Origin of the sequence: Streptomyces sp. NBC_01244, from assembly GCF_035987325.1 — a bacterium.
In the GTDB taxonomy this organism is placed as follows: domain Bacteria; phylum Actinomycetota; class Actinomycetes; order Streptomycetales; family Streptomycetaceae; genus Streptomyces.
Genome location: NZ_CP108488.1, coordinates 213256 through 236333, shown reverse-complemented (window position 1 = coordinate 236333; position 23078 = coordinate 213256). Strand labels below are relative to the sequence as shown.

Sequence of the window (23078 nt, the reverse complement as noted above, 5' to 3'; positions counted from 1 at the left end):
GCAGAGTCGCCGCTTCCCGTACTCACGGCACCAGCTGGCCGCCGTCTGCTGCTCAGAGCAGCGCCTCCAGCCTGATGGGCAAGTCCGTCAAGCGTTTGCCGGTGGCGTTGAATACCGCGTTCCCGATGGCGGCCGGGACACCCACGATGGTGATTTCCCCCAGTCCCTTGACCCCGATGGGGTCCGCCAGGGGATCCTCCGTGTCGATGAACGCGGCGTCCAGTTCGGGAACGTCGGCGTTGACCGGGACCAGGTAGTCGGCCAGGCCCGCGTTGACGATCCGGCCGTCGCGGTGGTCCGTGACCGTGCCCTCCAGCAGGGCCATCCCGATGCCGCCCACCATCCCTCCGATGGCCTGGCTGTGGGCCAGTTTGGGGCTGATCACGCGGCCCACGTCGTAGGCCGCGAACATCCGGCGGATCCGGACGAGCCCGAGGAGCGGATCGACCGACACCTCGGCGAAGACGGCCCCGTAGCCGTAACTGGAGATCCTCTGGTCGGCGTCGCCGGGCCCCCAGGTGGAGGTGGCCTCCAGGCCCGGCAGGCCCGCGCGATGAAGGATCTCGCGGTAGCTGTCGGTGGCGCCGCTCTCCCCGGAGCCGAGCCGGCCGTCACGGACCGCCACCTTGGCGGGGTCGGAACGGTACAGGGGCGAGGCGGTGTCGGCCACCGCCATGCCGATGAACTTGTTCCGCAGGGCCGTGCACGAGGTGTGGGCGGCGGAGCCCACGCTCGCCATGGTGGTGGCGCCGGCGTGCGGAGGAGCGGACGGGTAGGCAGAGTCCCCCAGCCGGAAGGTGACCTGCCGTGCGGGCAGACCGAGCGCGTCCGCGGCGACCTGCATGACGGAGGTCGTCGTACCCGGCCCCATGTCGCTGGTGGCCGTCGCCACCGTCGCCGTTCCGTCCGCGTCGACCCGAGCGCGCGAGCCGACCTGGCGGCGGTTGTTGTGGTAGCAGGCGGTGGCCATGCCCATGCCGATCAGCAGGTCCCCCTCCGTGCGGCCGCCGGGTGCCGCACTGCGCCGAGACCACCCGAAACGGCGGGCGCCGAGGGCGTAGCACTCGCGCAACTTGCGGGTGGAGAAGGGCAGACGTGTCACCTCGTCCCGGGTGGGTTCGTTGCGGAGCCTCAGCTCGATGGGATCGATGCCCAGGTCGTGTGCCAGTTGGTCCACGGCGGTTTCGAGAGCGAAGGCACTGGTGACGACGCCCGGGCCACGTATCGACGCCGGCGACTGGGTGTCGATGGCGGTGAGCCGGTACCGGGTCCTCGTATGGGGGACGCCGTAGAGGAACTTCGGCAGGTCGGTGAGCCCCTCCTCGTACTGCTCGTAGCGCGAAGTCTCCGTGCGGACCTCGTAGGTGAGGCTCTCGATGCGTCCCGTCACGCCGGCCCCGAGCGCGAGGCGCTGCCGGCTGGCGGGCCGGTACCCGGTGCCGTAGTAGAACTGGCGCCTCGACAGAACGACCTTGACGGGCCGTCCGGCCTGCCGCGCCGCGAACGCGGCCAGGATGACGTGGTCGTAGGCGCGGATGGCACTGCCGAACCCGCCGCCGACGTACTCGCAGTGCACCCGGACGTCCTGCTCGGGGATGCCGAGCGCGCCGGCCACCGTACGGGCCGCGCCCTGGACCCACTGGGACTTGTCCCAGAGCGTGAGCTTGCCGCCGTCCCACCGGGCGATGGTCGAGGGCAGCTCGATCGGGTTGTGGTTCTCCCGGCCGATGGTGAACGAGAGGTCCACCGTGGCGTCCGCCGATCCGAAGGCGCCGTCCGGATCGCCGCGGCTGTAGTCCGGGTTCGACGGCGCCGTGACCGAGACCGCACCGGGGTCGTCGAAATCGGTGAGGGCCGGCCGCCGTTCGTACGTCGCTTCGAAGAGGGACGCTCCGTGGGCCGCGGCCTCCGCCGTCGTGGCCACCACGACGGCGATCGGCTGGCCGTAGAACGCCAGCTCGGTCACCGAATGGGCGAGCCTCAAGGAGTTGAAGTCGGTGAGGACGTGCAGGACGCCGGGGTGGGCGCGGGCCGCGTCCGTGGCGATGCCGGAGACCCTGCCACGGGCCGCCGTTCCGTTGACGATGACGCCGTACAGCAAACCCTCCAGGCGGTGCTCGGCGGCGTACGGGGCGGCGCCCGTGACCTTGAGCCGGGCGTCGACGCGGGAGAGCGCCTGCCCCACGACCTTGTTGGCCATCATCGCCCTCCGATCGTCGTCAGCTGCCGTCGCACGGTCCGCTCCAGGAGCTGGATCTTGAAGGCGTTGCCGGACAGAGCCCGCGCGCCGTCGGCGGCACGGGAGGCCGCCTGCGTCCACGTCGTACGGCCGGGGCGCCGGCCCACCAGAGCCCGCTCCACCCCCGGCAGCCGCCACGGGACGGTGGCGACGCCGCCGACGGCCACGCGGGCGCTGAGGATCACACCGCCCTTGATGTCGAGCGCGACGGCCGCCGACGCGAGGGCGAACTCGTACGACTGGCGGTCCCTGACCTTGAGGTACCCCGACCGCCGGGTATGCGAGCCCGCGGGGACGTGCACGGCGGTGATGAGCTCTCCCGGCCTCAGATCCTGTTCCCGGTGCGGGGTGTTCCCCGGCCGCAGGAAGAACTCCGCGGCCGGGACCGTTCGGGCGCCCCCGGTGCCCCGCAGATGGACGGCGGCGTCCAAGGCCACCAGCGCCACGGCGAGGTCCGACGGGTGCGTGGCCACGCAGTGCGCGCTGGTCCCCAGGACCGCTTGCATTCGGTTGTCGCCGTCGACGGCGTCGCACCCCGCGCCGGGGGAGCGCCTGTTGCACGCCGAGTGCACGTCCCGGAAGTAGGGGCACCGGGGGCGCTGCATGAGGTTCCCGCCGATGGAGGCCATGTTGCGCAGCTGCGCCGAGGCACCCAGCTCCAGCGCCTGCGCGATGACGGGGTACTGGGAGCGGACATCCGGGTGTGCGGCGAGTTCGCTCATCCGGACCAGGGCTCCCACCCGTAGACCTTCGGAGGACACGGCGATGCCCCGGTACGGGAGAGCGTTGATGTCGACCACGTGGGGAGGGCGTTCGACGGTCTCACGCATCAAGTCGACGAGCGTGGTGCCGCCCGCGATGTAGCGGCCGCCGTCGGCCCCTGCGGCCAGTACGGCGCTCTCGGTCGCCGGCTTGCTGAAGACGAAGGGGTACACGCCGGATTCACCCACCCTTCGCAGTCTGCTCGATGGCCGTGACGATGTTCGTGTAGGCGCCGCAGCGGCAGAGGTTGCCGCTCATCCACTCGCGGATCTCCTCCCGGGAGCGGGCATGCCCTTCCGCGATGCAGGCCACCCCCGAGACGATCTGACCCGGCGTGCAGTATCCGCACTGCAGCCCGTCGTGATCGATGAACGCCTGTTGGAGGGGGTGAAGCCGGTCGCCGTACGCGAGTCCCTCGATGGTGGTGACGTGCGCGCCGTCGTGCATGACGGCGAACGTGAGGCAGGAGTTCACCCTGCGCTCGTCCACCAGGACCGTGCACGCCCCGCAGGCTCCCTGGTCGCAGCCCTTCTTCGTGCCGGGCAGCCCCAGGTGCTCCCGCAGCAGGTCGAGGAGCGACGTCCTGTTGTCCACCACGGCGGACCGTGGTTTCCCGTTGACGGTCAGCGCGACCGTCGATGTCGTGCCGGTGCCCGCCGGGGTCAGGACCGCAGAACTGCCGGGCGCGGACCGGGAAGCCGGCAGGGGCAGCCCCACGGCAGCCGTAGACATCACCAGGAAACGCCGTCGGCCCACGGCGGACGCGCCGCCGAACCCACCGGGCATGGATCCACGCCTTCCGGTGACCGGGACCGCAGAGGCCCGCGCCGACGACCGCACACCTCGCGCGGGGCACGGGAAGACGCACTCGATCACCTGAACACTCAGAGAGAACAGGTCGCTACGCAAGGTAGCAGGAGTGGCTGGGCCGTCCTCCCGAATGATCACCTCAACACGGGAGGGTCCCCCGGGAGGCAAAGGCCAGGACTGTACGGGGCCGGCCGGCTGCCAGGAGGTCAGAAGTCCTGCGACGGGTGCGCGGTGCTACCCGGATGCCGGGGCGGGGGCTTCGGCCACGTGTGCCGCAGCTCGTCCTCGGTCATGGCGGACGTGCGCGTTCCCGCAGGCCGTTCCAGTCCGAAGCCCGTCAGCAGCACGTCGACGTAGCGGCGCCAGGCGTCGGGCGCGATCTCGTGTGTGCGGTCGGCGACCGCGCCGATCATGTAGAGGAAGGCGTACACGTCGGGGCTGGCGAAGTCCGCGCGGACGGCGCTGGCCGCGACCGCCCGTTCGGCGATGCCGTCCACGAGAAGGGCGAGTTCTTCACGCATCCGGGCGATCGACGGGACGTCGATGCTCGCGTTGGCGAGGATGACCTCCAACGCGCGGTCAACGGCCCTGAGCTGCGCGGCATCGAGGAGGTAGCGGTACAGCGCTCCACCCGGTGTCGGTTCTTGAGCGGCCTCCGTCGCCAGCCGCAGGAAGATCGTGAACCGCTCGGTGAAAAGGTCGTCGATCAGGGACTGCAGGTCCGGGAACCGTCGGTAGACCGTGGCGACGCCGACGCCGGCCTCGGCCGCGATCTCGTTGAGGGTGACGGTGGTGCCCCGCTCCGCGAACATCCGGTCGGCCGTATCGATGATCAGTCGACGGTTTCGTTCCGCATCCGCTCGCAGTGGGCGTTGGCTGTCCCGGCTCATGCCACGACATTCTCCACCACCCTGTGGTCGCGCCGGTTCTTGACCAGGAGGAGTGCGCCCGTCACGACGCTCCACAGCAGCCAGGAGTAGACCCCGCCGCGCTCGAAGACCCCTGCCGTGCTCGGAGACAGGCCCACGAAGACCTCGCTCAGCAGGCCCAGGGAGCCGACCGTGATGCTGAACGCCCGGTACGCGGCGGGCAGGCCGAGGTTCCGCAGCGCCCCGGCCATGATGACCAGGGTGTTCGCGCACAGAATGCCGATCCCGGCGGCCCCGGCGTGGACGACGAGGCCGATGCTCGGGCCGTCGGGGGAGCCGTGGAACAGCCCGACCAGCACCATCCCGACACCGTGCGCGATCGCCAGCGCGATGACGGCACGCCGGGCACGCCCGGTGACCAAGTGGGCCAGCAGGACCATGCCGGTCGCGAAGAGGATTCCTTCGAGCACGAACGACGCGTTCATGGCCGTGTGCAGGGGAGAGCAGATGTCGCGGCCCTGGAACTGCGCGCCGCACTCCGGCACGCCGAGGTCGCTGATGTAGTTCGCGGCGTAGCTGTACGGCGGCTCGGTCCAGGCCGCCGAGGCGACCGCCTCGACGATCACCCACTGCAACGCGTTCACCACGAGGATGACCGCTCCCAGCAGGAGCTGGACTCTGCGCGACATGGGGATTCCTCTCACGGTCTGAGTAGGTCATCACCCTACAGTTAAGTGGATACTCTCATCCACTTAGTTTGCTCTCAAGGCCCGTGCAGCATCACAAAAATGGAGATCATCACTCCATTTTGGGCGCACGCTAGCACGGAGGGCCATCGCCGCCTACCCGTCACGCAGCATGTCGCGAAGCCCCCCGACGCTCTGGATGTCCGCGGGCGACGGTGGCGCGGCCTGCGGCCCGGAACATCCCGGCGAGCGTGCGGGAAATCCCGCAAATCCGACACTCCGACCCCTGGATATCCGCTCGGTTCAACTCCTTGACAGCGGTTGCACCGCTCCCTTTACTGGCCAAACACGAGACGACCAATCGTTCGGTCGGGGGTTGTGGAGGCTATCGGTCACCACGCCAGCAGAGAGCCGCGGCAGTGGCAAAACCGCCTCACAAAGGCCTGCCCGTCGCGCATTCGACAGACCCCCATTCCCTGGCGCAAGCCACCCCGTCTGGAGAGAAATGGCCATCAACCAGGAGTTGAGTGAAAGAGTGGCCCCGAAAGGGATCAACCCCCTTCGCGTGGCAGCGGCGAGTTTCGTCGGGACCGCTATCGAGTGGTACGACTACTTCATCTACGGGATGGCCGCGGCAGTCGTTTTCGGACCACTGTTCTTTCCCACGGTCTCCCCGGCGGCGGGCACCCTGGCGGCGTTCGCTACCTACTCCGTGGGCTTCGCGGCCCGGCCGCTCGGCGGCATCATCATGGGCCACTTCGGAGACCGGGTCGGCCGGCGGTCCATGCTGCTCATCTCGCTGCTGACCATGGGTCTCGCGACCGTGGGCATAGGACTGCTACCCACCTACGAGACGGCGGGCGTCTGGGCGCCGATCCTCCTGGTGACCCTTCGGTTCATCCAGGGAATCGGCGTCGGCGGTGAATGGGGTGGAGCGGTCCTCATGGCCGTCGAGCACGCTCCCGAGCGCAAGAAGTCCTTCTACGGGAGTTTCCCGCAGATGGGTGTACCGGGCGGGCTGATCATCGCGAACCTGGCGTTTCTGGGGCTCACCACCAGTCTCACCAAATCGGAATTCATGGACTGGGGCTGGCGGGTCCCGTTCCTGGCCAGCTCAGTTCTGATCATCGCCGGTCTCATCATTCGATTCACGGTGACGGAGAGCCCGGACTTCGAATCAGTAAAGAACACCGGATCCGAGCAGCGTCTTCCGATTGTCGCCGTGCTGCGCGAGAACTGGAAAGAAGTCCTCCTTTCCGCCGGCGCCTTCATCGGCATCAATGCGGTGGGCTACATCTTCATGAGTTACCTGCTCTCCTACACGACCGCGGTACTGGGTTTGAGCAGGAACCTCATCCTCACCTTCACCCTGCTCGCGTCCCTGGTGTGGCTCGCCGTCATCCCGTGGGCCTCGGCACTGTCGGACCGGCGCGGCAAGCGTGAAGTCCTTACCGTCGGATCGGTCGGTCTGGCCGTCTGCGCCGCGATCCTGTTCCCGCTGATCAACACCGCGACCCCGGCCCTCATCCTGATCGCCCTGCTCGTGACGGCGGTGTTCATGGGCATCGTCTACGGACCGATCGCGGCACTGTTCTCCGGGCTGTTCAAGGCGGAGGTCCGCTACAGCGGTGCTTCCCTCGGCTACCAGCTCGGATCGGTCCTGGGGGGCGGCATCGCCCCCACCGTCGCCACCGCCCTCTACACGAGCTGGGGATCCACCACCCCGATCAGCATCTACCTGACGGCCGTCACCCTCGTCAGCCTCGGCTGCGTATGGCTCGTCACCCGTGGAACGAGCGGCCGACCTGCGGTCAGCCCTGCGGTCAGCACTGACCCCAGCGGGCTGTAACAGGCCGCACCGCCTTCTCCGTGAGGCCCGCTGAAGAGCCGCGCCTGCCTCATCCCGCAACAATTCGAAGGAGAGTCATGACGTTCAGTTCGAGGAACATGCTCGTAGGCGCGGCAATGTGCGGATTGGCCCTGGTGGCAGGCGCTCCAGGGGTGGCCACGGCGCAGACGAGCGCGACGGCTGCGTCGCTGATCGGCTGCGGATCACTCCCGCCGTTCAGCGCCGGAGTTCCCTTCGCCGCCACCGTGGCGGCCGGTGACCTGCGTACGAGCGTGCTCATCGCCCCCCGGGCGACCGACCCGCAGATGCAGTGCGGAGCCAGGGCCCTCACGCTCCGCACCGACGTCACCTACGGAACGGGCCAGAGCGCCGGCGGACAACTGCGCGGACTGAAACTGGATGTCCAGTTCCCGACGTCCGGCGGTCTCAAGCCGCTCGTCGTGTACGTCCCCGGCGGCGGATTCGTCACCGCCGACAAGTCCCAGTCCCTCGACAAGCGAACCCACATCGCCGAGCAGGGCTATGTGGTGGCGTCCGTCGAGTACCGCACCATCCTCGACGGGGCGACCTACGTCGACGGGGTCGCGGACGTCAAAGCCGCGATCCGGTACCTGCGCGCCCACGCCGCCGAGTTCGGCATCGACCCGAACAACGTCGCCGTCTACGGAGAGTCCGCCGGCGGATACCTGGCTTCCATGGTCGGGACCACCGGCGGGGTCCAGAAGTTCGACCAGGGCGAGAACCTGAACCAGAGCAGCCGCGTCCAGGCCGTGGTCGACCTCTTCGGCGCTTCCGACCTCTCCAAGTTCGCCGCCGACTTCGACCCCGCGACCCGCGGATACTTCGAGAACTCCACCGACAACCCGCTGGTCAAGTACGTCCTGGGCCCCAACCAGCAGGCTCGGCTGCTGGACGTGCCCACAGCCGTCGCCGCGGCCAACCCGGTCACCTACATCGACCGCACCGATCCGCCGTTCGTCCACTTCCACGGCACCCAGGACCGCGTGGTCTCCCCGAGCCAGTCCCTGATACTCCACGACGCGCTGCTCAGGAAGGGAGTCCAGAGCACACGCTTCGTCGTCAAGGACGCCGGCCACGGCAGCCTCGTGCCGAACGGCGACACCAGCGCTCCCATGTGGACCACGACCCAGATCATGAACCGCGTCACGACCTTCCTGGATTGGCGGCTGTGAGGGCTTGATCGGCCCGGCTCCCGGCCCCGTAGCCACGATCCGACCGGGTCGGCGGCTGCGGGGCCGACGCGTTCCTCAGCGGGTGTGGCGGCGGACCGCTTCGAGGAGCTGGTCGATGTCCTCGGCGCTGTGGGAGAAGGCGGTGACGAAACGGACGATCCCCGGCTCCCACCGGTCGTGGTAGAAGGCGTAGCCCTCGGCCAGGAGCCCTGCGGTGACGTGCTGCGGCAGCCGGCAGAAGAGGATGTTCGCCTCGGGGACGGCCAGAAGCCCGGTGTCCGCAATGGCCTTGAGGCCCTCTCCGAGCCGGGTGGCCATCTCGTTGGCCTGGCGGGCGTTGTCCAGCCACAGGCCGTCGGTGAGATACGCATCGATCTGAGCCGTCTGGAAGCGCATCTTCGAAGTGAGCTGGCCCGCACGCTTGGTGCGGAAGGCGAGTTCGGTGGCGATCGCGGGGTCGAAGGAGACGATCGCGTCGGCGGTCATCGCCCCGTTCTTCGTCGCACCGAAGGACAGGACGTCGACCCCGGCCTTCCAGGTCATCTCCGCCGGGGTGGCGTCGAGGTGGACCAGGGCGTTGGCGAAGCGAGCGCCGTCCATGTGCACCCGCAGCCCGGCGTCCCTGGCGATGGCGGACAGGGTGCGGATCTCGTCCAGGGTGTAGACGCTGCCGCTCTCGGTGGCCTGGCTGATGCTGAGTACGGACGGCTGCACGCTGTGCACGTCACCGGCCCGTCGGCGTACCGCCTTCTTCAGCAGTTCGGGGTCGATCTTGGTGTCGGGGCCCGCGACGTCTACGAGCTTGGCGCCGCCCGTGAAGAACTCCGGGGCGCCGCACTCGTCGTGGTTGATGTGGCTGTCGGGGTGGGACAGCACGCTGCCCCAGGGCGGGGTGAGGGCGGCCAGGCTCAGACCGTTGGCGGCGGACCCGGTGGAGACGGGGAAGAGGTCGACCTCCCGCTCGAAGATCTCGCCGAGCCTGCGTCGGGCGCACTCGGTGTAGGGGTCGTTGCCGTACGGGAGGACTTGTCCGGCGGCTGCGTCGGCGACGGCCCGGGCTATCCGAGGGGAGGCCCCGGCCATGTTGTCGCTGATGAAGGCACGGCCGGAGGGGGTGGTGGCGATGGTGGTGCTCATGTGGGGGACTTCCTTGGTACTCAGGTGCTCAGGTGCTCAGGTGCTGATGGGGGAGGCGAAGACGACGGTGATGTCCACCTCATCGGCGCCGGTGCGGTAGAAGTGCGGGGCGTCACCGGCGAAGGCGAGCATGTCGCCGGGACCGAGATCCTGCGGCGCCTCGACCGGGCCGGCGGTGACGTACCCGGTGGCGATGAGCAGGTGCTCGATGGTGCCGGTGGCGTGGGGCACACCGGCGAGCTCCGTCTCGGGCGGGATGCGCAGCCGCCAGATCTCCAGGCTGTTGCCGCTGCTGATGCGGCGCAGCAGCTCCCGGGAGACCTCACCCGGCTCGGCGTCCGTGCCGGCCCGGAAGACCGGCCCGGTGTCGGCGTCGCGCGCCAGCAGGTCGGCGATCGGGATCCGCAGGGCGATCGCGATCGCGTCGAGAGTGTCGATCGTCGGATTGCCGTTTCCGGACTCCAACTGCGACAGCGTGGCCTTGCTCAGCCCGGCACGGCGGGCCATTTCCGCGGCGCTCATGCCGCGCTGCTGCCGCCGCAGCCGGATCTTCGCGCCGACCGCGGCAGCGGTACTGCTCACCGGTCGGCGGCCGGTCGGCGAAGGAGGCGTCATCGGCCATCCCAGGCGGCGCATGAGTGAACCATACGTTCACTATAACGTACGAACCCAGCAAGTCGAACCTGGCGTTCGTTTTAACGAACGACGTCGCGGACCCCTGCTGCGCCGCTCATGGGCGGCCCAGGTGGTGCCCCTTCTTCGCCAGGAACCGTGTCATGCGGTCCCTCTTGTCCTGGCCCCGGCCGAGGAGCGGGCCATGCGATCCAGCAGGGCGTGTGCCTCCTTCAGGAGGTCTGCTGCCGCGACGACGTCGATGACGAGCCCGCAGTCCAGTGCGGCGGCGGCGTCGAGGTTCCGGCCGGCCAGTAGGACCTACCTGCTTGGCGATCGGCTCGCCGACCAGCTCCGGCAGCCCCCGGCACGCCCCTGCGGCGGCGAGGATCCCCAGGCCCGGTTCGGGGTTCCCGAACACCGCGTCGGGGCCCGCGATCCTGATGTCGCAGGCGTCGGCAGTCGGTGGATCCGCTCGAACAAGCGGCTGTTGATGCCTTGCTGTCTCTCATACGCGTTCCACCAGCATCGCGACGCCCTGACCGACGCCCACGCACAGTGTGGCCAGGCCGCGGCGGGCGCCTTCGCGTTCCAGTCGGCCGACCAGGGTGAGCAGGATCCGGGCACCGGAAGCCCCGAGCGGGTGGCCGAGCGCGATGGCGCCCCCGTCGGCGTTGACCCGGTCCTCATCCAGCTTGAGTCGGCGGATGACCGCCAGCGCCTGCGCGGCGAAGGCCTCGTTCAGCTCCACGGCTCCCAGGTCATCGCTCTGCCAGCCCGCCCTGGCCAGCGCCTTCTCAGTGGCGGGGACCGGTCCGAGGCCCATCAGGTTGGGCTGCAGGCCCGCCGACACGGAGGTGACGATGCGGGCGCGCGGGGTCAGGCCGTAGCGCTCGACGGCGGCTCCGCTCGCCACCACCAGGGCGGCCGCGCCGTCCGAGAGCGGGGAGGAGGAACCCGCGGTGACGATCCCGCCCTCCCTGAAGATCGTGCGCAGCGTGCCGAGCTTCTCCAGGGTGGTGGACGGCCGGGGATTCTCGTCCTGGGTGACTGGGCCGTCCTTGACCGGCACGGGCACGATCTCCCGGTCGAAGCGGCCGGCGAGCTGGGCCGCTACGGCCCGTTGGTGGCTGCGGAGCGCGAAGGCATCCGATTCCCTACGGGTGATCCCGTCGAGCGCCGCGACCTCCTCGGCGGTCTCACCCATGGACAGGGTGGTCTTGACCGTCTCGGGTCCGGCGCCGAGGGGCACGGCGCGGTCGGCCGCGGTGAAGCGGGGGTTGGTGAAACGCCAGCCGAGGGACGTATCGACGACCGAGCCGGGCTTGGCCCAAGGGGAGCCGGGCTTCTCCATGACCCAGGGTGCGCGGGTCATCGACTCCACGCCGCCCGCGACCACGACCTCGGCCTCGCCGGCGCGGATGGCCTGGGCCGCGGAGACGACCGCCGTCAGGCCGGAGGCGCACAGGCGGTTGACGGTGTAGCCGGGGACGGTGTGGGGGAGCCCGGCGAGGAGCACGGCCATGCGGGCCACGTCCCGGTTGTCCTCCCCGGCCTGGTTGGCCGCGCCGAGGATGACCTCGTCCACCGCCTCGGCGGGGACACCGGCCCGGCGGACCGCCTCACCGACGACGAGGGCGGCCAGGTCGTCCGGGCGTACTGAGGCCAGGGCGCCGCCGTAGCGGCCCTGCGGGGTGCGGGCCCCGTCGACCAGGTAGACCTCGGGCGTGGTTGCTCTCGTGTGCGCGTACGGCGCCATGCGTTCCACCTCTTGACAGGCAGTTCCGATGTGGGGTTACTTAACCGCACCGAAACGCTAACCGAATGTTCGGTCGGTGGCCAAGGTGGTGAAGAGCACATGGAAAGAGCAACACCCGCACCTGTTCAACAAGGCCCCGCTCATGCGATGTTCGCCGCCGACGAAGCGTCCCGGCACCTGGGCATCGACCTCCGGATGGCAGGTGACGGGACCGCTGTCGCGTACATGGCCGTGACCGCGCAGATGGTCAACGGGCACGGCATGGCCCACGGCGGCTACCTGTTCCTCTTGGCGGACACCGCGTTCGCGGGTGCGTGCAACAGCCACGGCCCCGTGACCGTGGCCGCGGGCGCGGACATCACCTTCGTCGCCCCGGCCCGCCAGGGTGACCTACTGGTGGCGACCGCGCACGAACGCACCCGCTACGGGCGCAGTGGCGTCTACGACGTCACCATCCAGCGCGGCGACGAGGTGATCGCGGAGTTCCGCGGCCGAAGCCGCACCCTCAGGCCTGCCAAGGAGAAGCCATGAGCACCAGCACGACAGTTCCGGACGGCCTGGTCCGCCGACTCGGTGAGACGCCCCCTCCGGGCCTGCTGGACGCCGCAGAACGGATGGCTCCCGAAGAGCTGAGGACCGTACAGCTCGCGCGCCTGCAGCGCACCCTGAAGCACGCGTACCAGAACGTCGAGCTCTACCACCGCAAGTTCGACCAGGCCGGTGTCAAGCCGGAGGACTGCCGCACCCTCGCGGACCTGGCCCGATTCCCGTTCACCACCAAGGCCGACCTGCGCGACGGCTACCCGTTCGGCATGTTCGCCGTACCGACGGCCGATGTCCGCCGCATCCACGCCTCCAGCGGCACCACCGGGCGCCCCACCGTGGTCGGTTACACCGAGCAGGACCTCTCGATGTGGGCCGATGTCGTGGCCCGCTGCATCCGCGCCGCGGGCGGCCGGCCCGGCGACATCCTGCACAACGCCTTCGGGTACGGCCTGTTCACCGGCGGACTCGGCGCCCACTACGGAGCCGAACGCGCCGGCTGCACGGTCATTCCGGCCTCCGGCGGCATGACGGCCCGACAGGTCCAGATCATCCAGGACTTCAAGCCCAGGATCATCATGGTCACCCCCTCCTACATGCTCGCGCTCCTCGACGAGTTCGAACGCCAAGGAGTGGACCCCCGCACCACCTCACTGGAGATCGGCATCTTCGGTGCGGAACCCTGGACCGAGCAGATGCGCTCCGAGATCGAGGAACGCCTCGGCATCCACGCCGTGGACATCTACGGCCTGTCCGAAGTCATCGGCCCCGGCGTCGCCGGCGAGTGCGTCGAGACCAAGGACGGACTGCACGTCTGGGAGGACCACTTCTACCCCGAGGTGCTCGACCCACTCTCGGACGAGGTCCTGCCCGACGGCGAAAGCGGAGAACTGGCCTTCACTTCCCTGACCAAGGAAGCCATGCCCATCATCCGCTACCGCACCCGCGACCTCACCTGCCTGCTGCCCGGAACGGCCAGGCCCGCCTTCCGGCGGATGGAGAAGGTCACCGGCCGCTGCGACGACATGATCATCCTGCGCGGAGTCAATGTCTTCCCCACCCAGATCGAGGAAATCGTCCTGCGCATCCCCGCCCTGTCCCCGCACTTCCAGCTGGAGCTGACCCGGCGCGGCCGTATGGACAGCCTGACCGTCCGCGTCGAGGCACGGCCGGACGCGACGGCGGACGCACGCGCCGCAGCGGCGGGAATCCTCGCCAAGGGAGTCAAGGACGGCGTCGGGGTCACGGTCACCGTCGACATCGTCGACCCCGAGACCCTCGAACGCTCGGTCGGCAAACTGCGCCGCCTCATCGACTCCCGCGAGCAGTGACCACCGGTCCTGCCACCCTGATCGCATGAGCCCGTCCGCCCCCCGAGCCGAAGCGACGAAGGCTGCTCGACGGCTGTTCCGGGTATGCAGTGCGGCAGATGTACGGGTTCACGGCGTGCCCGCTGGGGCACACGGGGGATCAGGGCGCGACAGGGCCTGGCACCGGCTGCTCGCCGTGGTGTCACCGATGGTTTCGAAGACCTGCGCCGCCCGCAGGTAGGCACTGCGGCTTTCGTCGGTCAGGCCTTCTTCGGCCAGTAGGGAAGCCAGCGTTTCCAGGGCGTCCGCCTGCCGGTAGTCGGACGCCCGGAGCTCGTCCACGAGGTCGATTCCCGCGCGGAGCGCGGTGATCGCCTCCGCACGACGGCCGAGATGTCCGAGGCAGGAGCCGATGCGGAGCAGCGCCAGCGGCCGACTGTGTACGGCGACGCTCGGTGTCATCCCTGACTCGGGATCGTCCAGCACCGCGAGCAGCCCGAGGTAGCGCTCCAAAGCCTCGGCGTAGCGCCCTTCGTCAAAAAGACACTTGGTGATGGCGGCGTTGCTCTGGATATAGGAGTCGACGTCGCCGATGGCCCGGAACATCTCCGCTGCCCGGGAGGACGACTCGATGGCCCCGTCGTGTCGGCCCAGCAGGAGGAGCGCCTCAGCGGTGTACTCGTGCGCCCAGGCGATCTGCGCAGTGACATCGGCCCGGGTGGCCAGCTCCAGCGCCTCGGCCGCGTACCGCAGGACCGCCTCCGGATCAGCGGGCGGCACCGAGTGGACCCAGGCCAGATAGTTCAGCTGGGTCGCTTGCTGCCCGGGGTCGCGGAGAGCGCCTGCGACTTCTGCTCCGAGCGCGAAGACCTCCCGCCAGTGCGGGCTGTGTGCCCAACGGTCGGAAAACCAGTGCATCGACTCCGCACAGTCGAGGACGAGAGAGTGCAGACCGTTGCCTGCCGCGCCCCGCATCGCACCCATCCAGTTGTCCACGTTCACCCGCAGCCACCCGTCTGCCTCCTCCTCGCAGGACAGCGCCGTGAGATCGGGGTCGGGTCGGTCGGGGCGGCCGTAGCCGGGCTCGAACCACCGCCCGGACATCGTCGCCATCCGCAGCAGCCACGACGTCACCCTCTTCTCCAGCGCCTCGCGCCCGGTAGAGGTCTCCTCCTCCTGGAGCCGGTCGCGCGCGAACAGACGGACGAGATCGTGGAACCGGTATCGTCCCTCGGCGCTGTCCTGCAGCAGGCCCAGGTCGACAAGCTCATCGAGGGCATCCCACGCGTCCGCGATCGGTACCCCTCCGGCCACGGCCGTGAGAGCGGCATCCAGATCCCGGCCGGGTACCACGGCAAGGTTGCGGAACACCCGCCGCGTGGAGTCCGCGAGCTGCTCGTACGACATGCCGAACGCATTGGCGATCTTGAGGTCGCCCGCCTTGAACTGATGCAGCCGGCGCTCCTCGTCCGCCAGCCGGGCGGCGAGTTGAGCAGCGTCCCAGTCGGGGCGGCTGAGCAGTCGGTTGCCGATGATCCGCAGCGCCAGGGGCAGCCCTCCGCACAACTCGGCGAGCCCGGCGAGCGTCGATTCCTCGTCCCGTGCGGAACGCTCGCCCAGAATCCCGGTCAGCAGTTCCGTGGACTCCGGCAACGGCAGGGGACCCAGGGCGAGTCTGCGGACCCCCTCCAGACCCGCCAGCAGCCGCCGTGTGGTGATCAGCGCTCTGCTCGCGCCCCCTCCCGGCAGCAGCGGGCGCACCTGCTCCTCCGCGGCGGCGTTGTCGAGGACGACCAGGACACGCTTGTCCCTCAGCAGCGACCGGTACAAGGAGGCGCGTTCGCGGGGATCGCCCGGGACGTCCTGGTCGGCGACACCGAGGGCGCGCAGCAGCAGCCGTAGCGCGTCATCGGGGGTCAGGGGTTGCTGCGACATGCCGAACAAGTCGAGGAACAGAACCCCGTCGGGGAAACTCGGTCGCACGGAATGCGCGGCACGGACGGCGAACGTGGTCTTCCCCAGACCGGCGGAGCCGGTGATGAGCCCCACCACACCGACACCCGGCGAACTCTCGGCACACACCAGCTCGCCCAACCAGAGGAGTTCCTCGCCGCGCCCGGTGAAGTCACCAACCGAACCGGGAAGTTCACACAGACTGCTGCGCCGCGTCCAGTGGTCCCGCAGGCGCCCGTCGCGTGCCAGCCCGATCAGCCTCGCGCGAGCGCCGTCGTCCAGCTTCAGTGCGTCCGCCAGGGCGGTCACGGTCCGGGCCTGAGGCCCCTTGCTCCGTCCGCGCTCCATGTCCGACAGGGTCCGCGCGCTGACCCCCGAAACCTCGGCCAACTGCTCCAACGTCATTCGCGCCGCGCGGCGGTGACCACGCAGTACCTCACCGAAGCCGGCTCGGTCTGTCTCACTCATGGAGTCGCTCCCGATCAGCGGCGATGGCAGGGACGGCCCGGCCCAGGTCGGTGTTGACCTGGCCATCGTGGCCCGGCTCAGCTTCTTGTAGCGGGCCGTGGTCCTCTGGGCCCGCCCGGCGGGCGGGGCCGCCGTGCTCCTCGGCTCGCGCGGTGAACTCGGCCGGTCGCCGGTTCCAGGTGGCCAGTACGATCGCGTTGGCGGCCGGCCGGGAGAGCAGCCCCTGACGGACCGAGTCGGGCCCCAGCCGCTTGCGTACCGCCGCCACCAGCAGCATCTGCAGAGGGCCGCGGCACACGGAGCGCTGCGGCCATTGGCATTCGGCTGCGCGTCCCGGCGGCTTCTCCTGGACCATTTCGCCCGTCCGGTCGTGCTGGCTCAGCCCGTGCGGGGGCGGCGCGAGGGAGTCCAGCCCGCCGTCCAGGCCGAGTTCGGAGAGTTCCCGGACAGCGTGCGCTAGCGGGCTGATCCCGACGCCGACGGCCTCGACCTTCCGCGGCGCTTCGTACACCCGTGGCTCGAAGCCGGTGGCGCGCATGCCCGAGGCACAGGTCCACACGGCGATGCCGTCACCGACGATGGTCACTTTCACTGGCCCGCCCTCGCCCTTCGCCGAGGCCACGGGCATGGCCGACAGCCTCGTATCACCCTCGGGATATGGGCCGCGACGCACGTCCGATGCACAGTGGTGATGGCAGCGGCCACGATCCATGGTGGCATCGGGTCCCGTTGCACAGGGTACGCACGGGTTCGGCTGACAGCCATCACAACCTGCAGGGCTGACCGCGTAGTTGATAGTTCCGCGGTCATGGAGCGCGCCGCCCACCCGCCAGACATGGAGCAGGGCCCTGGACGCCATGGCCGGCATCCGCTCCGGCCGGGCCAGCGACACCGTCGTCCAGGTGGGACGTTCCCTCTCCCTGGACGACTGCCAGGGTGGCACTCAATCCATCACCCGCCTCGTCGAAGAGCCCCAGACGGTGCGAGTCGAGGAGATCGACTTCAGCTTGTCGAATGCGTTCGACTGCGCTGCGAGTCCCACTCGTAGTCCTGCCGCTGATCCGCGGGCCGGCGGAGCAGGTCGGAGACTGGGTCGAGGCGAGCGGGAAGCGGCTGACGCACACCGTCGCCACCCACGGCCACGGCGGGCTGGAAGGCGCGCGGCTCCGGAGGTAGGCGGAAGGGGCCGGGGCGGCGACACATGAGCGCGGCGCCGGTCCTGCGCAGGCCCAAGGTCAGGGCTGGCGGATCGCGGAGACCTCGAACTCCAGCACCACCTTGTCGCCGACGAGGACGCCTCCGCCTTCCAGTGCGGCGTTCCAGGTGATGCCGTAGTCCTTGCGGCTGATCGGCGCCGAGCCTTCGAATCCGACGCGCAGGTTGCCGTAGGGGTCCGTGGCGCTGCCCTGGAATTCGAAGTCGATGCTGAGTGGCCGGGTGACGTCCTTGATGGTGAGGTCGCCGGTCAGTCGGAAGTTGCTGCTGTCGAGCTGCTGCACCCCGGTGGAGACGAAGGTGATGTCGGGGAAGTTCGGCGCGTCGAGGAAGTCGTTGGTGCGCAGGTGGCCGTCGCGCTGCTCGTTACGGGTGTCGATGCTGGCGGCCTTGATGGTGACGGACACGGTGGACTCGGTGGGGTCCTCGCCGTCGAAGTGTCCGGTGCCTTCGAACTCGTTGAACGCGCCGCGGACCTTGGTGACCATGGCGTGACGGGCCACGAACCCGATCTGGGTGTGGGCCGGGTCGAGGGCGTAGTTCCCGGTCAGTGAGGTGAGGGGGGTGGTGGTCATGGACCTGCTCCGCGGTGGCTCGGGGACGGGAAGGGGAGGCGCTCGTCCACGCTAGCCATCCCCGAGGTGACCGGCGTGACGGGCGTTCGAGCGCGCCCGCACATCACCCGATCGGCCAGAGAGGGCTCGCGGAGATCGTCCGGACAGGGCCATACGTGGGCGTGGGCGGCCAGGGTGCCTGAGGAGGTCCGGGAGGGACGGGTGTAGGCGTAGAGGATTGCGGCGGACCGGCGGGTCCGGGTGGAGGCGGCGGTCGGCGGGTCCGGGCGGCAGCAGATTGGCGGGAACCACGGCGAGCCCAGTCCGCCAGAGGCCAGTAGGGTGCCTGCTCGGTGCCTACGGTGACGCGGGGGTGGAATCCGGCGGCAGCGCAGGCGGCGTCCAGGATTTCGGCGAGGCCGTTGCCGGGGGCGTACTGGGACCAGTACCGGTGGGCGAGGTCGGCGAGGCGGATGCGGTCCAAGTGGTCGCCGAGGGCCGGGTCTCCGGCGGGAAGGACAACCAGGAACTCCTCCTTACCCGGTTCCCGTGCGGATCCTTCCCGGTTCTGCGGCCCGGGCCCGACGGCGAGGTCGGCGCGGTTCTCGGTCATGGCCGCCCGCAGCTCCTGGGAGTGGCGGAACTCCAGCAGACGGATGCGGACCTCGGGGTGAGTGCCGTGCCATGCGCGCAGTACCGGGGGCAGCATCCCGCGGCGCGGAAGTGCGGGGTCAACCGACAGAATTCGTTGAGCTGTGGCGTTCTACAGGTATTGGGGCATCGGTTCCCAGGCAGACCAAGATTTTTTCCCAACGCGCCGATCAGACCTCATCCGTGGCTCGGCAGCCAGGCGTCGAGGGTTGCCGCCAGTTCGTCGCTTCCGGTGAAGACGTGTCCGTTCATGCCGAGGGACCGCGCGGCGCGCACGTTCTCGGCGCGGTCGTCGACGAAGAGGAAGTCGGTGGGGTCGGCGTGGAGGGCGGCGATGCAGTGGCGGAACGCCGCCGGGTCCGGCTTGGCCGCATGGATCTTCCCGGAGAAGGCGACGTGGTCGAGGTGGTGCAGCCAGGGCTGGGAGGCCAGGAAGGCGTCCGCGTGATCGGCGGGGATGTTGGACAACAGGGCGACTTCCGCGACGTTCCGCAGGGACTGTACGTAGGCGACCATGCGGTCGTCGACGCGTGACCAGCTGTCGATGTCGGCGAGCCGCAGCTCCTCGATGATGTCGGGGTGGGCAGGGAGTGCCAGCTGGTGCAGGACGGCCGTCCAGTACTGGCGCGGGGAGAACAGCCCGGCGTCGTAGGGCTGGCGACAGGCCCAGTAGGCGGCGTCGAAGGCATCGGTGGGCGCACCGCCGCTCAGGGCGGCCATCTCGTCCATGGCGCCGGGGCGCTGGTGGCGTGCGATGACGCCGAAGAGGTCGAACAGCACGATGGGTCGGTCGGTGGACATGGGGAGGGTTCCTTCTACCTGTTGCGGGTTCTTCTCCCCCTGCACTGGTGGCTGGGGAGACGGGCCCTGTGCGGCACGGGTTGAGGTGACGCGTATCAGGGCGCGGGCGGTGGTCTGGATGCGCCGCAGCAGCGGAGTGAGGGGTGGCGTAGTCATCGCGGAGCTCCTGAAGGGGATGCGAGCGGATCGGGCGTGCGGTCGGATCCGGTGCGCAGGACCCCGGCGGCCACGGCGGTGGTCACGCACAGCAGGGTCAGCAGGATGAAGGTGTGGTTGAGGGCGACGAGGTGGGACAGCCAGCCGATGACGGCGGGGCCTGCGAGCATGCCGACATAGCCGAGCCCGGCGACGCGAGAGACGTTGGCGCCGGCGGCGGCGGGGTCGGCGTGCCCGGCCGCGCTGAACAGTTGCGGGACGCAGCCCGACAGGCCCAGGCCGAACAGCGCCCAGCCGGCGAACGTGGTCCACATCCACGGGCCGAGGGCCACGAGCGTGATGCCGGCGGCGGCCGTGGCGGCGCCGTGGCGAAGGATCGCCATGGAGCCGAACCGGGAGACGAGGCGGTCGGCGAGCAGCCGGCCTGCGGTCATGGCCGCCGCGAAGGTGCCGTACGCGAAGGCGGCCGTACTGGTGGACGCGCCGAGGACGTCCTTCAGGTGCAGGGCGCTCCAGTCGTTGGCGGCGCCCTCGCACAGCATGACCATCAGCGCCAGGACGGCCAGGAGCCGGACGCGCCCCGCGGCGCTTCGGCGCGTGCCGTCCGGCGAGGGCCCGGTCTCCTCGGCGGTGCCGTTGCCGGCACCAGCGGGTGCAGTCGGCAGCAGGGCGCGTGCCGAAGCCAGGGTGATCACGATGCCCACGACTCCCAGGGCGGCCATGCTCGCGGCCGGGTTCAGGCCTGAGCTCGCGGCGCCGGCTCCGACGAGCGCGGCCAGGACGCCACCGACCGAGAACGTGGCGTGGAAGCCCGACATGACGGGCCGGCCGTAGGCCTTCTCCACGTGCACGGCGTGGGCGTTCATGCTTACGTCCAGGCAGCCGTTGCAGAAGCCGAAGACCAGCAGGGCGCCCGCCAGCGTCCACGGATCCCGGGCCAGGCCGGGCAGGACCAGGGCCGCACCGCACAGGACGCCGCCGACGGGGATCACGACGCGTGCGCCGAGGCGGTCGGTCAGACGGCCGGCCACTTGCATCCCGGTGAAGGCACCGAGTCCGAGCAGCACCAGCAGGCCGCCCAGCGTCGCGTGGCTGATGCCCACGCGCTCCTCGATGGCGGGGATGTGCACCACCCAGGCACCCATCAGAGTGCCGCACAGGACGAAGTGGACGTAGGTCGCCACCCGGGCGGCTCGAAGTGAACGTTCCATGACATCCACCATAACGAACATTTATCATGTTCGTAAATGCCGTTCTCGAACATCTTGCATGTTCAGTTCTCGGTGGTGTTCAATCGCCGCATGAGCAACACAGACCGGCACGGGCTGATCGCGAAGACCGTCAGCGCCTCCGGCGGCGCCACCGTCCAAGAACTCGCGGAGCTGACCGGGGCCTCGGAAATGACCATCCGGCGCGACCTGGACACCCTGGCCGCACAGGGCGTCCTCGAACGCGTCCGCGGCGGGGCGCGCACCCTGCTGCTCAGGGGCGAGGAGCCGCCCTTCGCGCTGCGCGCCCACGAGGCCGTCGACGCCAAGCGCCGGATCGCGGCCGAGGTCTCCGCGCTCATCGCCGACGGCGAGAGCGTCGTACTGGACAGCGGCACCACCTGCCTGGAGGTCGCCCGGCTCCTGCGCGAGCGCCCCGTCACCGTGATGGCCTTGTCCCTGCAGGCCATCCATCTGCTCAGCGAGCCCCCCGGCCCGGCCACGCTGGTGCTTCCCGGCGGTCAGCCCCGCGCCGCCGAGGGGGCCCTCACCGGGCCCCTCACCCTCGCCTCCCTGGCAGCCCTGCGCTTCGACACCGCCGTCATCGGCTGCTGCGGACTGAGTGCGACCGACGGCCTGACCGCCTACGACCTCGACGACGCCGCGGTGAAGAAGGCGAGCATCGCCGTAGCCCGCCGCACCATCGTCGCCGCGGACGGCGGCAAGCTCGGCCGCACCGCCTTCGCCCACGTCGGACCTCCAACGCTCCTGCACACCCTCGTCACCGACACCACCGCACGCGCCGCCGAGGTGACCGCACTCGAAGACGCCGGCATCATCGTCAGAACCGCCTGAACCGTCCGCTGCGCGGACGCACCGCCTCGCCGTTGCGCATGCCGCAGCCGCTCATGAGGTCGGCGATCAGGAGGAAGCGGTCGTCGCCGGAGGTGCGGATGTCGCGGAGTTGGGTGGGGGAAGGGGTGACCGCGCGTTCCGGGTCGTACTGAGGGGGTTTGACGCCCAGGACGGGGTTCTCGGCGTAGATGCCGAGGCGGTAGGCGTCGCGGATCCGTCCGGCGTCAATGCTGACCTATTGCTGACGCTGGAGGGTCTAATGCGTTCCTGACCTGCACGAAGACGGATATCTCGTGTGATGTCCTGGAACTGGATCGGACGGTCCCAGGAGGATATCGCGGGCTTCCGCGAAGAGTGGATGAACGGCACCCGCTACGGCGAGGTGAAGGGCTACGACGGCCCTCCGATTCCGGCGCCGGAGCTGCCCCCAACTCGCCTGAAGCCTACGGGAAGAGTGTGTTGACCTGCGCTGACGCTGTCCGGGAGTGGATCGGACGGGGACTGTCATTTCGTTCCGGTCCCCGTGGCCTGGTGAACGCCGCCACGGCCTCCGGACAGGGTTCTTGATCTTGGCGTCGCGTCCCACGTGGAGCAGGGTGTGGTCAGGTCTGGCCGGACGAGTGCTGACCCTTTGCTGACCTTACTGACGAGTAGTTAGATTTCTGAATCGGAAGCTCGGGGTGTCGTCCAGCAGGGCGACGCCACGGCGAGGCGCCACGTCTTGGACTCTCCGGCTGTCACGGACGGCGCTGGGTGGCTCTCGCGCGAGGCTGCGGCCGGCTTGCGGTCTGTCGCGCAGGCGGGCGGTACGTTGTGGGCAGTCAACAATGCGCGGTGTTGAAGCCGCCGTCGCTACTTGCGGCCAGGACGTGGCGTGGCCGGCCCTGATCCGGTACCTCGACGGGGAGCTGGCCCACCACCCGCGCAGCGCTCTACCTCCACGGCGTGTGGCAGCCGACCTCACCGCCCGGATCCGCGACCGGCTCGCCCCCGGCGATGTGTTCATCGACGTCGGCGCCCACACCGGCCACTACACGCTCCTGGCTTCCCGCCAGGTCGGAGCGTACGGCCGGGTCGTCGCCATCGAGGCATCCCCCGCCTTCCACACCAGCGTCACCGAGGCCGCACACCGTAACGCCTGCCGCAACGTCCGCACCGTCAACGTCGCGGCCGCCGACACCGCCCGCACCTCAACTCTCTACCTCCAGGACGCCGCCAACCTCGGCAATACCTCCGCGGTACGGCCGAACGCCACTGCTGCCAGCCCTGCGGAAGATCGACCTGGCCTGCCGTCGTTCGGCGGGCGGCAACCTTTTGCGGAGCTGCGGCGACTGACGGGCGACCCGAAGACGATCACACCCACGGATCGTCTGATCACACCGCCGCATGCTGCTGCGCACCGCTGACCAGAACCGGTGTGCGAGGCAGGCTCGGAGCGAGGAGCCCCC

21 protein-coding genes and 2 pseudogenes are annotated in these 23078 nt (G+C 69.7%); 8 read left to right on the top strand and 15 right to left on the bottom strand.

Annotation, left to right across the window (positions count from 1 at the left end; genetic code table 11):
• Positions 1 to 52: 52 nt before the first annotated feature.
• From OG247_RS01090 to OG247_RS01070, 5 genes are all read right to left on the bottom strand, one after another.
• A complete protein-coding gene (locus tag OG247_RS01090; RefSeq protein WP_327250359.1) occupies positions 53 to 2203 on the bottom strand; it encodes a xanthine dehydrogenase family protein molybdopterin-binding subunit in 2151 nt (716 codons plus the stop codon).
• Positions 2200 to 3174: an FAD binding domain-containing protein gene (locus OG247_RS01085; protein WP_327257298.1), complete on the bottom strand. Its 975-nt coding sequence runs from the start codon at positions 3172 to 3174 to the stop codon at positions 2200 to 2202. The genes OG247_RS01090 and OG247_RS01085 overlap by 4 nt, the downstream gene beginning before the upstream one ends.
• 7 nt (positions 3175 to 3181) lie before the next feature.
• On the bottom strand, positions 3182 to 3787 hold the full coding sequence (locus OG247_RS01080; RefSeq protein ID WP_327250358.1) for a (2Fe-2S)-binding protein: 606 nt from the start codon (positions 3785 to 3787) through the stop codon (positions 3182 to 3184).
• Between the two features lie 230 nt (positions 3788 to 4017).
• A complete protein-coding gene (locus tag OG247_RS01075; protein ID WP_327250357.1) occupies positions 4018 to 4701 on the bottom strand; it encodes a TetR/AcrR family transcriptional regulator in 684 nt (227 codons plus the stop codon).
• On the bottom strand, positions 4698 to 5369 hold the full coding sequence (locus OG247_RS01070; protein ID WP_327250356.1) for a DUF998 domain-containing protein: 672 nt from the start codon (positions 5367 to 5369) through the stop codon (positions 4698 to 4700). Before OG247_RS01070 ends, OG247_RS01075 begins: the two co-directional genes overlap by 4 nt.
• Before the next feature lie 562 nt (positions 5370 to 5931).
• On the opposite strand from OG247_RS01070, the gene OG247_RS01065 reads away from it, so the two are divergent.
• Positions 5932 to 7215 (top strand): MFS transporter, encoded by a 1284-nt coding sequence (locus tag OG247_RS01065; protein ID WP_327250355.1) that lies wholly within the window; start codon positions 5932 to 5934, stop codon positions 7213 to 7215.
• Positions 7216 to 7292: 77 nt separating this feature from the next.
• On the top strand, positions 7293 to 8408 hold the full coding sequence (locus OG247_RS01060) for an alpha/beta hydrolase (RefSeq protein ID WP_327250354.1): 1116 nt from the start codon (positions 7293 to 7295) through the stop codon (positions 8406 to 8408).
• 75 nt (positions 8409 to 8483) lie between these two features.
• Here OG247_RS01060 and OG247_RS01055 read toward each other — a convergent pair whose 3' ends face one another.
• From OG247_RS01055 to OG247_RS01040, 4 genes and pseudogenes are all read right to left on the bottom strand, one after another.
• The gene (locus tag OG247_RS01055; RefSeq protein ID WP_327250353.1) at positions 8484 to 9545 is read right to left on the bottom strand and encodes a threonine aldolase family protein; all 1062 of its coding nucleotides are present in this window, start codon (positions 9543 to 9545) and stop codon (positions 8484 to 8486) included.
• 36 nt (positions 9546 to 9581) lie between these two features.
• Entirely contained in the window at positions 9582 to 10181 is a 600-nt protein-coding gene (locus tag OG247_RS01050; protein WP_327250352.1) for a helix-turn-helix domain-containing protein, read from the bottom strand.
• A gap of 94 nt (positions 10182 to 10275) precedes the next feature.
• A pseudogene (locus OG247_RS01045) lies at positions 10276 to 10658 on the bottom strand (enoyl-CoA hydratase/isomerase family protein); the annotation flags it as partial.
• A gap of 7 nt (positions 10659 to 10665) precedes the next feature.
• On the bottom strand, positions 10666 to 11916 hold the full coding sequence (locus OG247_RS01040; protein WP_327250351.1) for a thiolase family protein: 1251 nt from the start codon (positions 11914 to 11916) through the stop codon (positions 10666 to 10668).
• Positions 11917 to 12015: 99 nt separating this feature from the next.
• On the opposite strand from OG247_RS01040, the gene paaI reads away from it, so the two are divergent.
• The gene (gene paaI, locus OG247_RS01035; protein WP_327250350.1) at positions 12016 to 12447 is read left to right on the top strand and encodes a hydroxyphenylacetyl-CoA thioesterase PaaI; all 432 of its coding nucleotides are present in this window, start codon (positions 12016 to 12018) and stop codon (positions 12445 to 12447) included.
• Complete coding sequence (paaK, locus tag OG247_RS01030; RefSeq protein ID WP_442813193.1) at positions 12444 to 13790, top strand: phenylacetate--CoA ligase PaaK; 1347 nt, start codon at positions 12444 to 12446, stop codon at positions 13788 to 13790. The genes paaI and paaK overlap by 4 nt, the downstream gene beginning before the upstream one ends.
• A 108-nt stretch (positions 13791 to 13898) precedes the next feature.
• On the opposite strand, the gene OG247_RS01025 is transcribed toward paaK, so the two are convergent.
• Both OG247_RS01025 and OG247_RS01020 read right to left on the bottom strand, forming a co-directional pair.
• Positions 13899 to 16190 (bottom strand): ATP-binding protein, encoded by a 2292-nt coding sequence (locus OG247_RS01025; protein WP_327250349.1) that lies wholly within the window; start codon positions 16188 to 16190, stop codon positions 13899 to 13901.
• Positions 16183 to 16818 (bottom strand): hypothetical protein, encoded by a 636-nt coding sequence (locus OG247_RS01020; RefSeq protein ID WP_327250348.1) that lies wholly within the window; start codon positions 16816 to 16818, stop codon positions 16183 to 16185. The genes OG247_RS01025 and OG247_RS01020 overlap by 8 nt, the downstream gene beginning before the upstream one ends.
• Positions 16819 to 17204: 386 nt before the next feature.
• Between OG247_RS01020 and OG247_RS01015 the strand changes: the two genes are divergently transcribed.
• Positions 17205 to 17366, top strand: a complete 162-nt coding sequence (locus OG247_RS01015) for a hypothetical protein (protein WP_327250347.1) — start codon at positions 17205 to 17207, stop codon at positions 17364 to 17366.
• Between the two features lie 59 nt (positions 17367 to 17425).
• Here the strand turns inward: OG247_RS01015 and OG247_RS01010 are convergent, their stop codons facing one another.
• The 4 genes from OG247_RS01010 to OG247_RS01000 form a co-directional block, all read right to left on the bottom strand.
• Positions 17426 to 17980 carry a YceI family protein gene (locus OG247_RS01010; RefSeq protein ID WP_327250346.1) on the bottom strand — a complete coding sequence of 185 codons (555 nt, stop codon included), beginning with the start codon at positions 17978 to 17980 and terminating at the stop codon, positions 17426 to 17428.
• A 103-nt stretch (positions 17981 to 18083) separates the two neighbouring features.
• On the bottom strand, positions 18084 to 18668 hold the full coding sequence (locus tag OG247_RS44695) for a LysR family transcriptional regulator substrate-binding protein (RefSeq protein ID WP_442813192.1): 585 nt from the start codon (positions 18666 to 18668) through the stop codon (positions 18084 to 18086).
• A 119-nt stretch (positions 18669 to 18787) separates the two neighbouring features.
• Positions 18788 to 19411 carry an HAD family hydrolase gene (locus OG247_RS01005; RefSeq protein ID WP_327250345.1) on the bottom strand — a complete coding sequence of 208 codons (624 nt, stop codon included), beginning with the start codon at positions 19409 to 19411 and terminating at the stop codon, positions 18788 to 18790.
• A 152-nt stretch (positions 19412 to 19563) separates the two neighbouring features.
• On the bottom strand, positions 19564 to 20778 hold the full coding sequence (locus tag OG247_RS01000; protein WP_327250344.1) for an MFS transporter: 1215 nt from the start codon (positions 20776 to 20778) through the stop codon (positions 19564 to 19566).
• 90 nt (positions 20779 to 20868) lie between these two features.
• Between OG247_RS01000 and OG247_RS00995 the strand changes: the two genes are divergently transcribed.
• The 3 genes and pseudogenes from OG247_RS00995 to OG247_RS00985 all read left to right on the top strand — a co-directional run bounded on the left by OG247_RS00995 (position 20869) and on the right by OG247_RS00985 (position 23036).
• Positions 20869 to 21630 (top strand): DeoR/GlpR family DNA-binding transcription regulator, encoded by a 762-nt coding sequence (locus OG247_RS00995; RefSeq protein WP_327250343.1) that lies wholly within the window; start codon positions 20869 to 20871, stop codon positions 21628 to 21630.
• Between the two features lie 295 nt (positions 21631 to 21925).
• Positions 21926 to 22093: pseudogene (locus tag OG247_RS00990) on the top strand (pirin family protein); the annotation flags it as partial.
• Between the two features lie 364 nt (positions 22094 to 22457).
• Positions 22458 to 23036, top strand: a complete 579-nt coding sequence (locus tag OG247_RS00985) for an FkbM family methyltransferase (RefSeq protein WP_327250342.1) — start codon at positions 22458 to 22460, stop codon at positions 23034 to 23036.
• Positions 23037 to 23078: the final 42 nt, after the last annotated feature.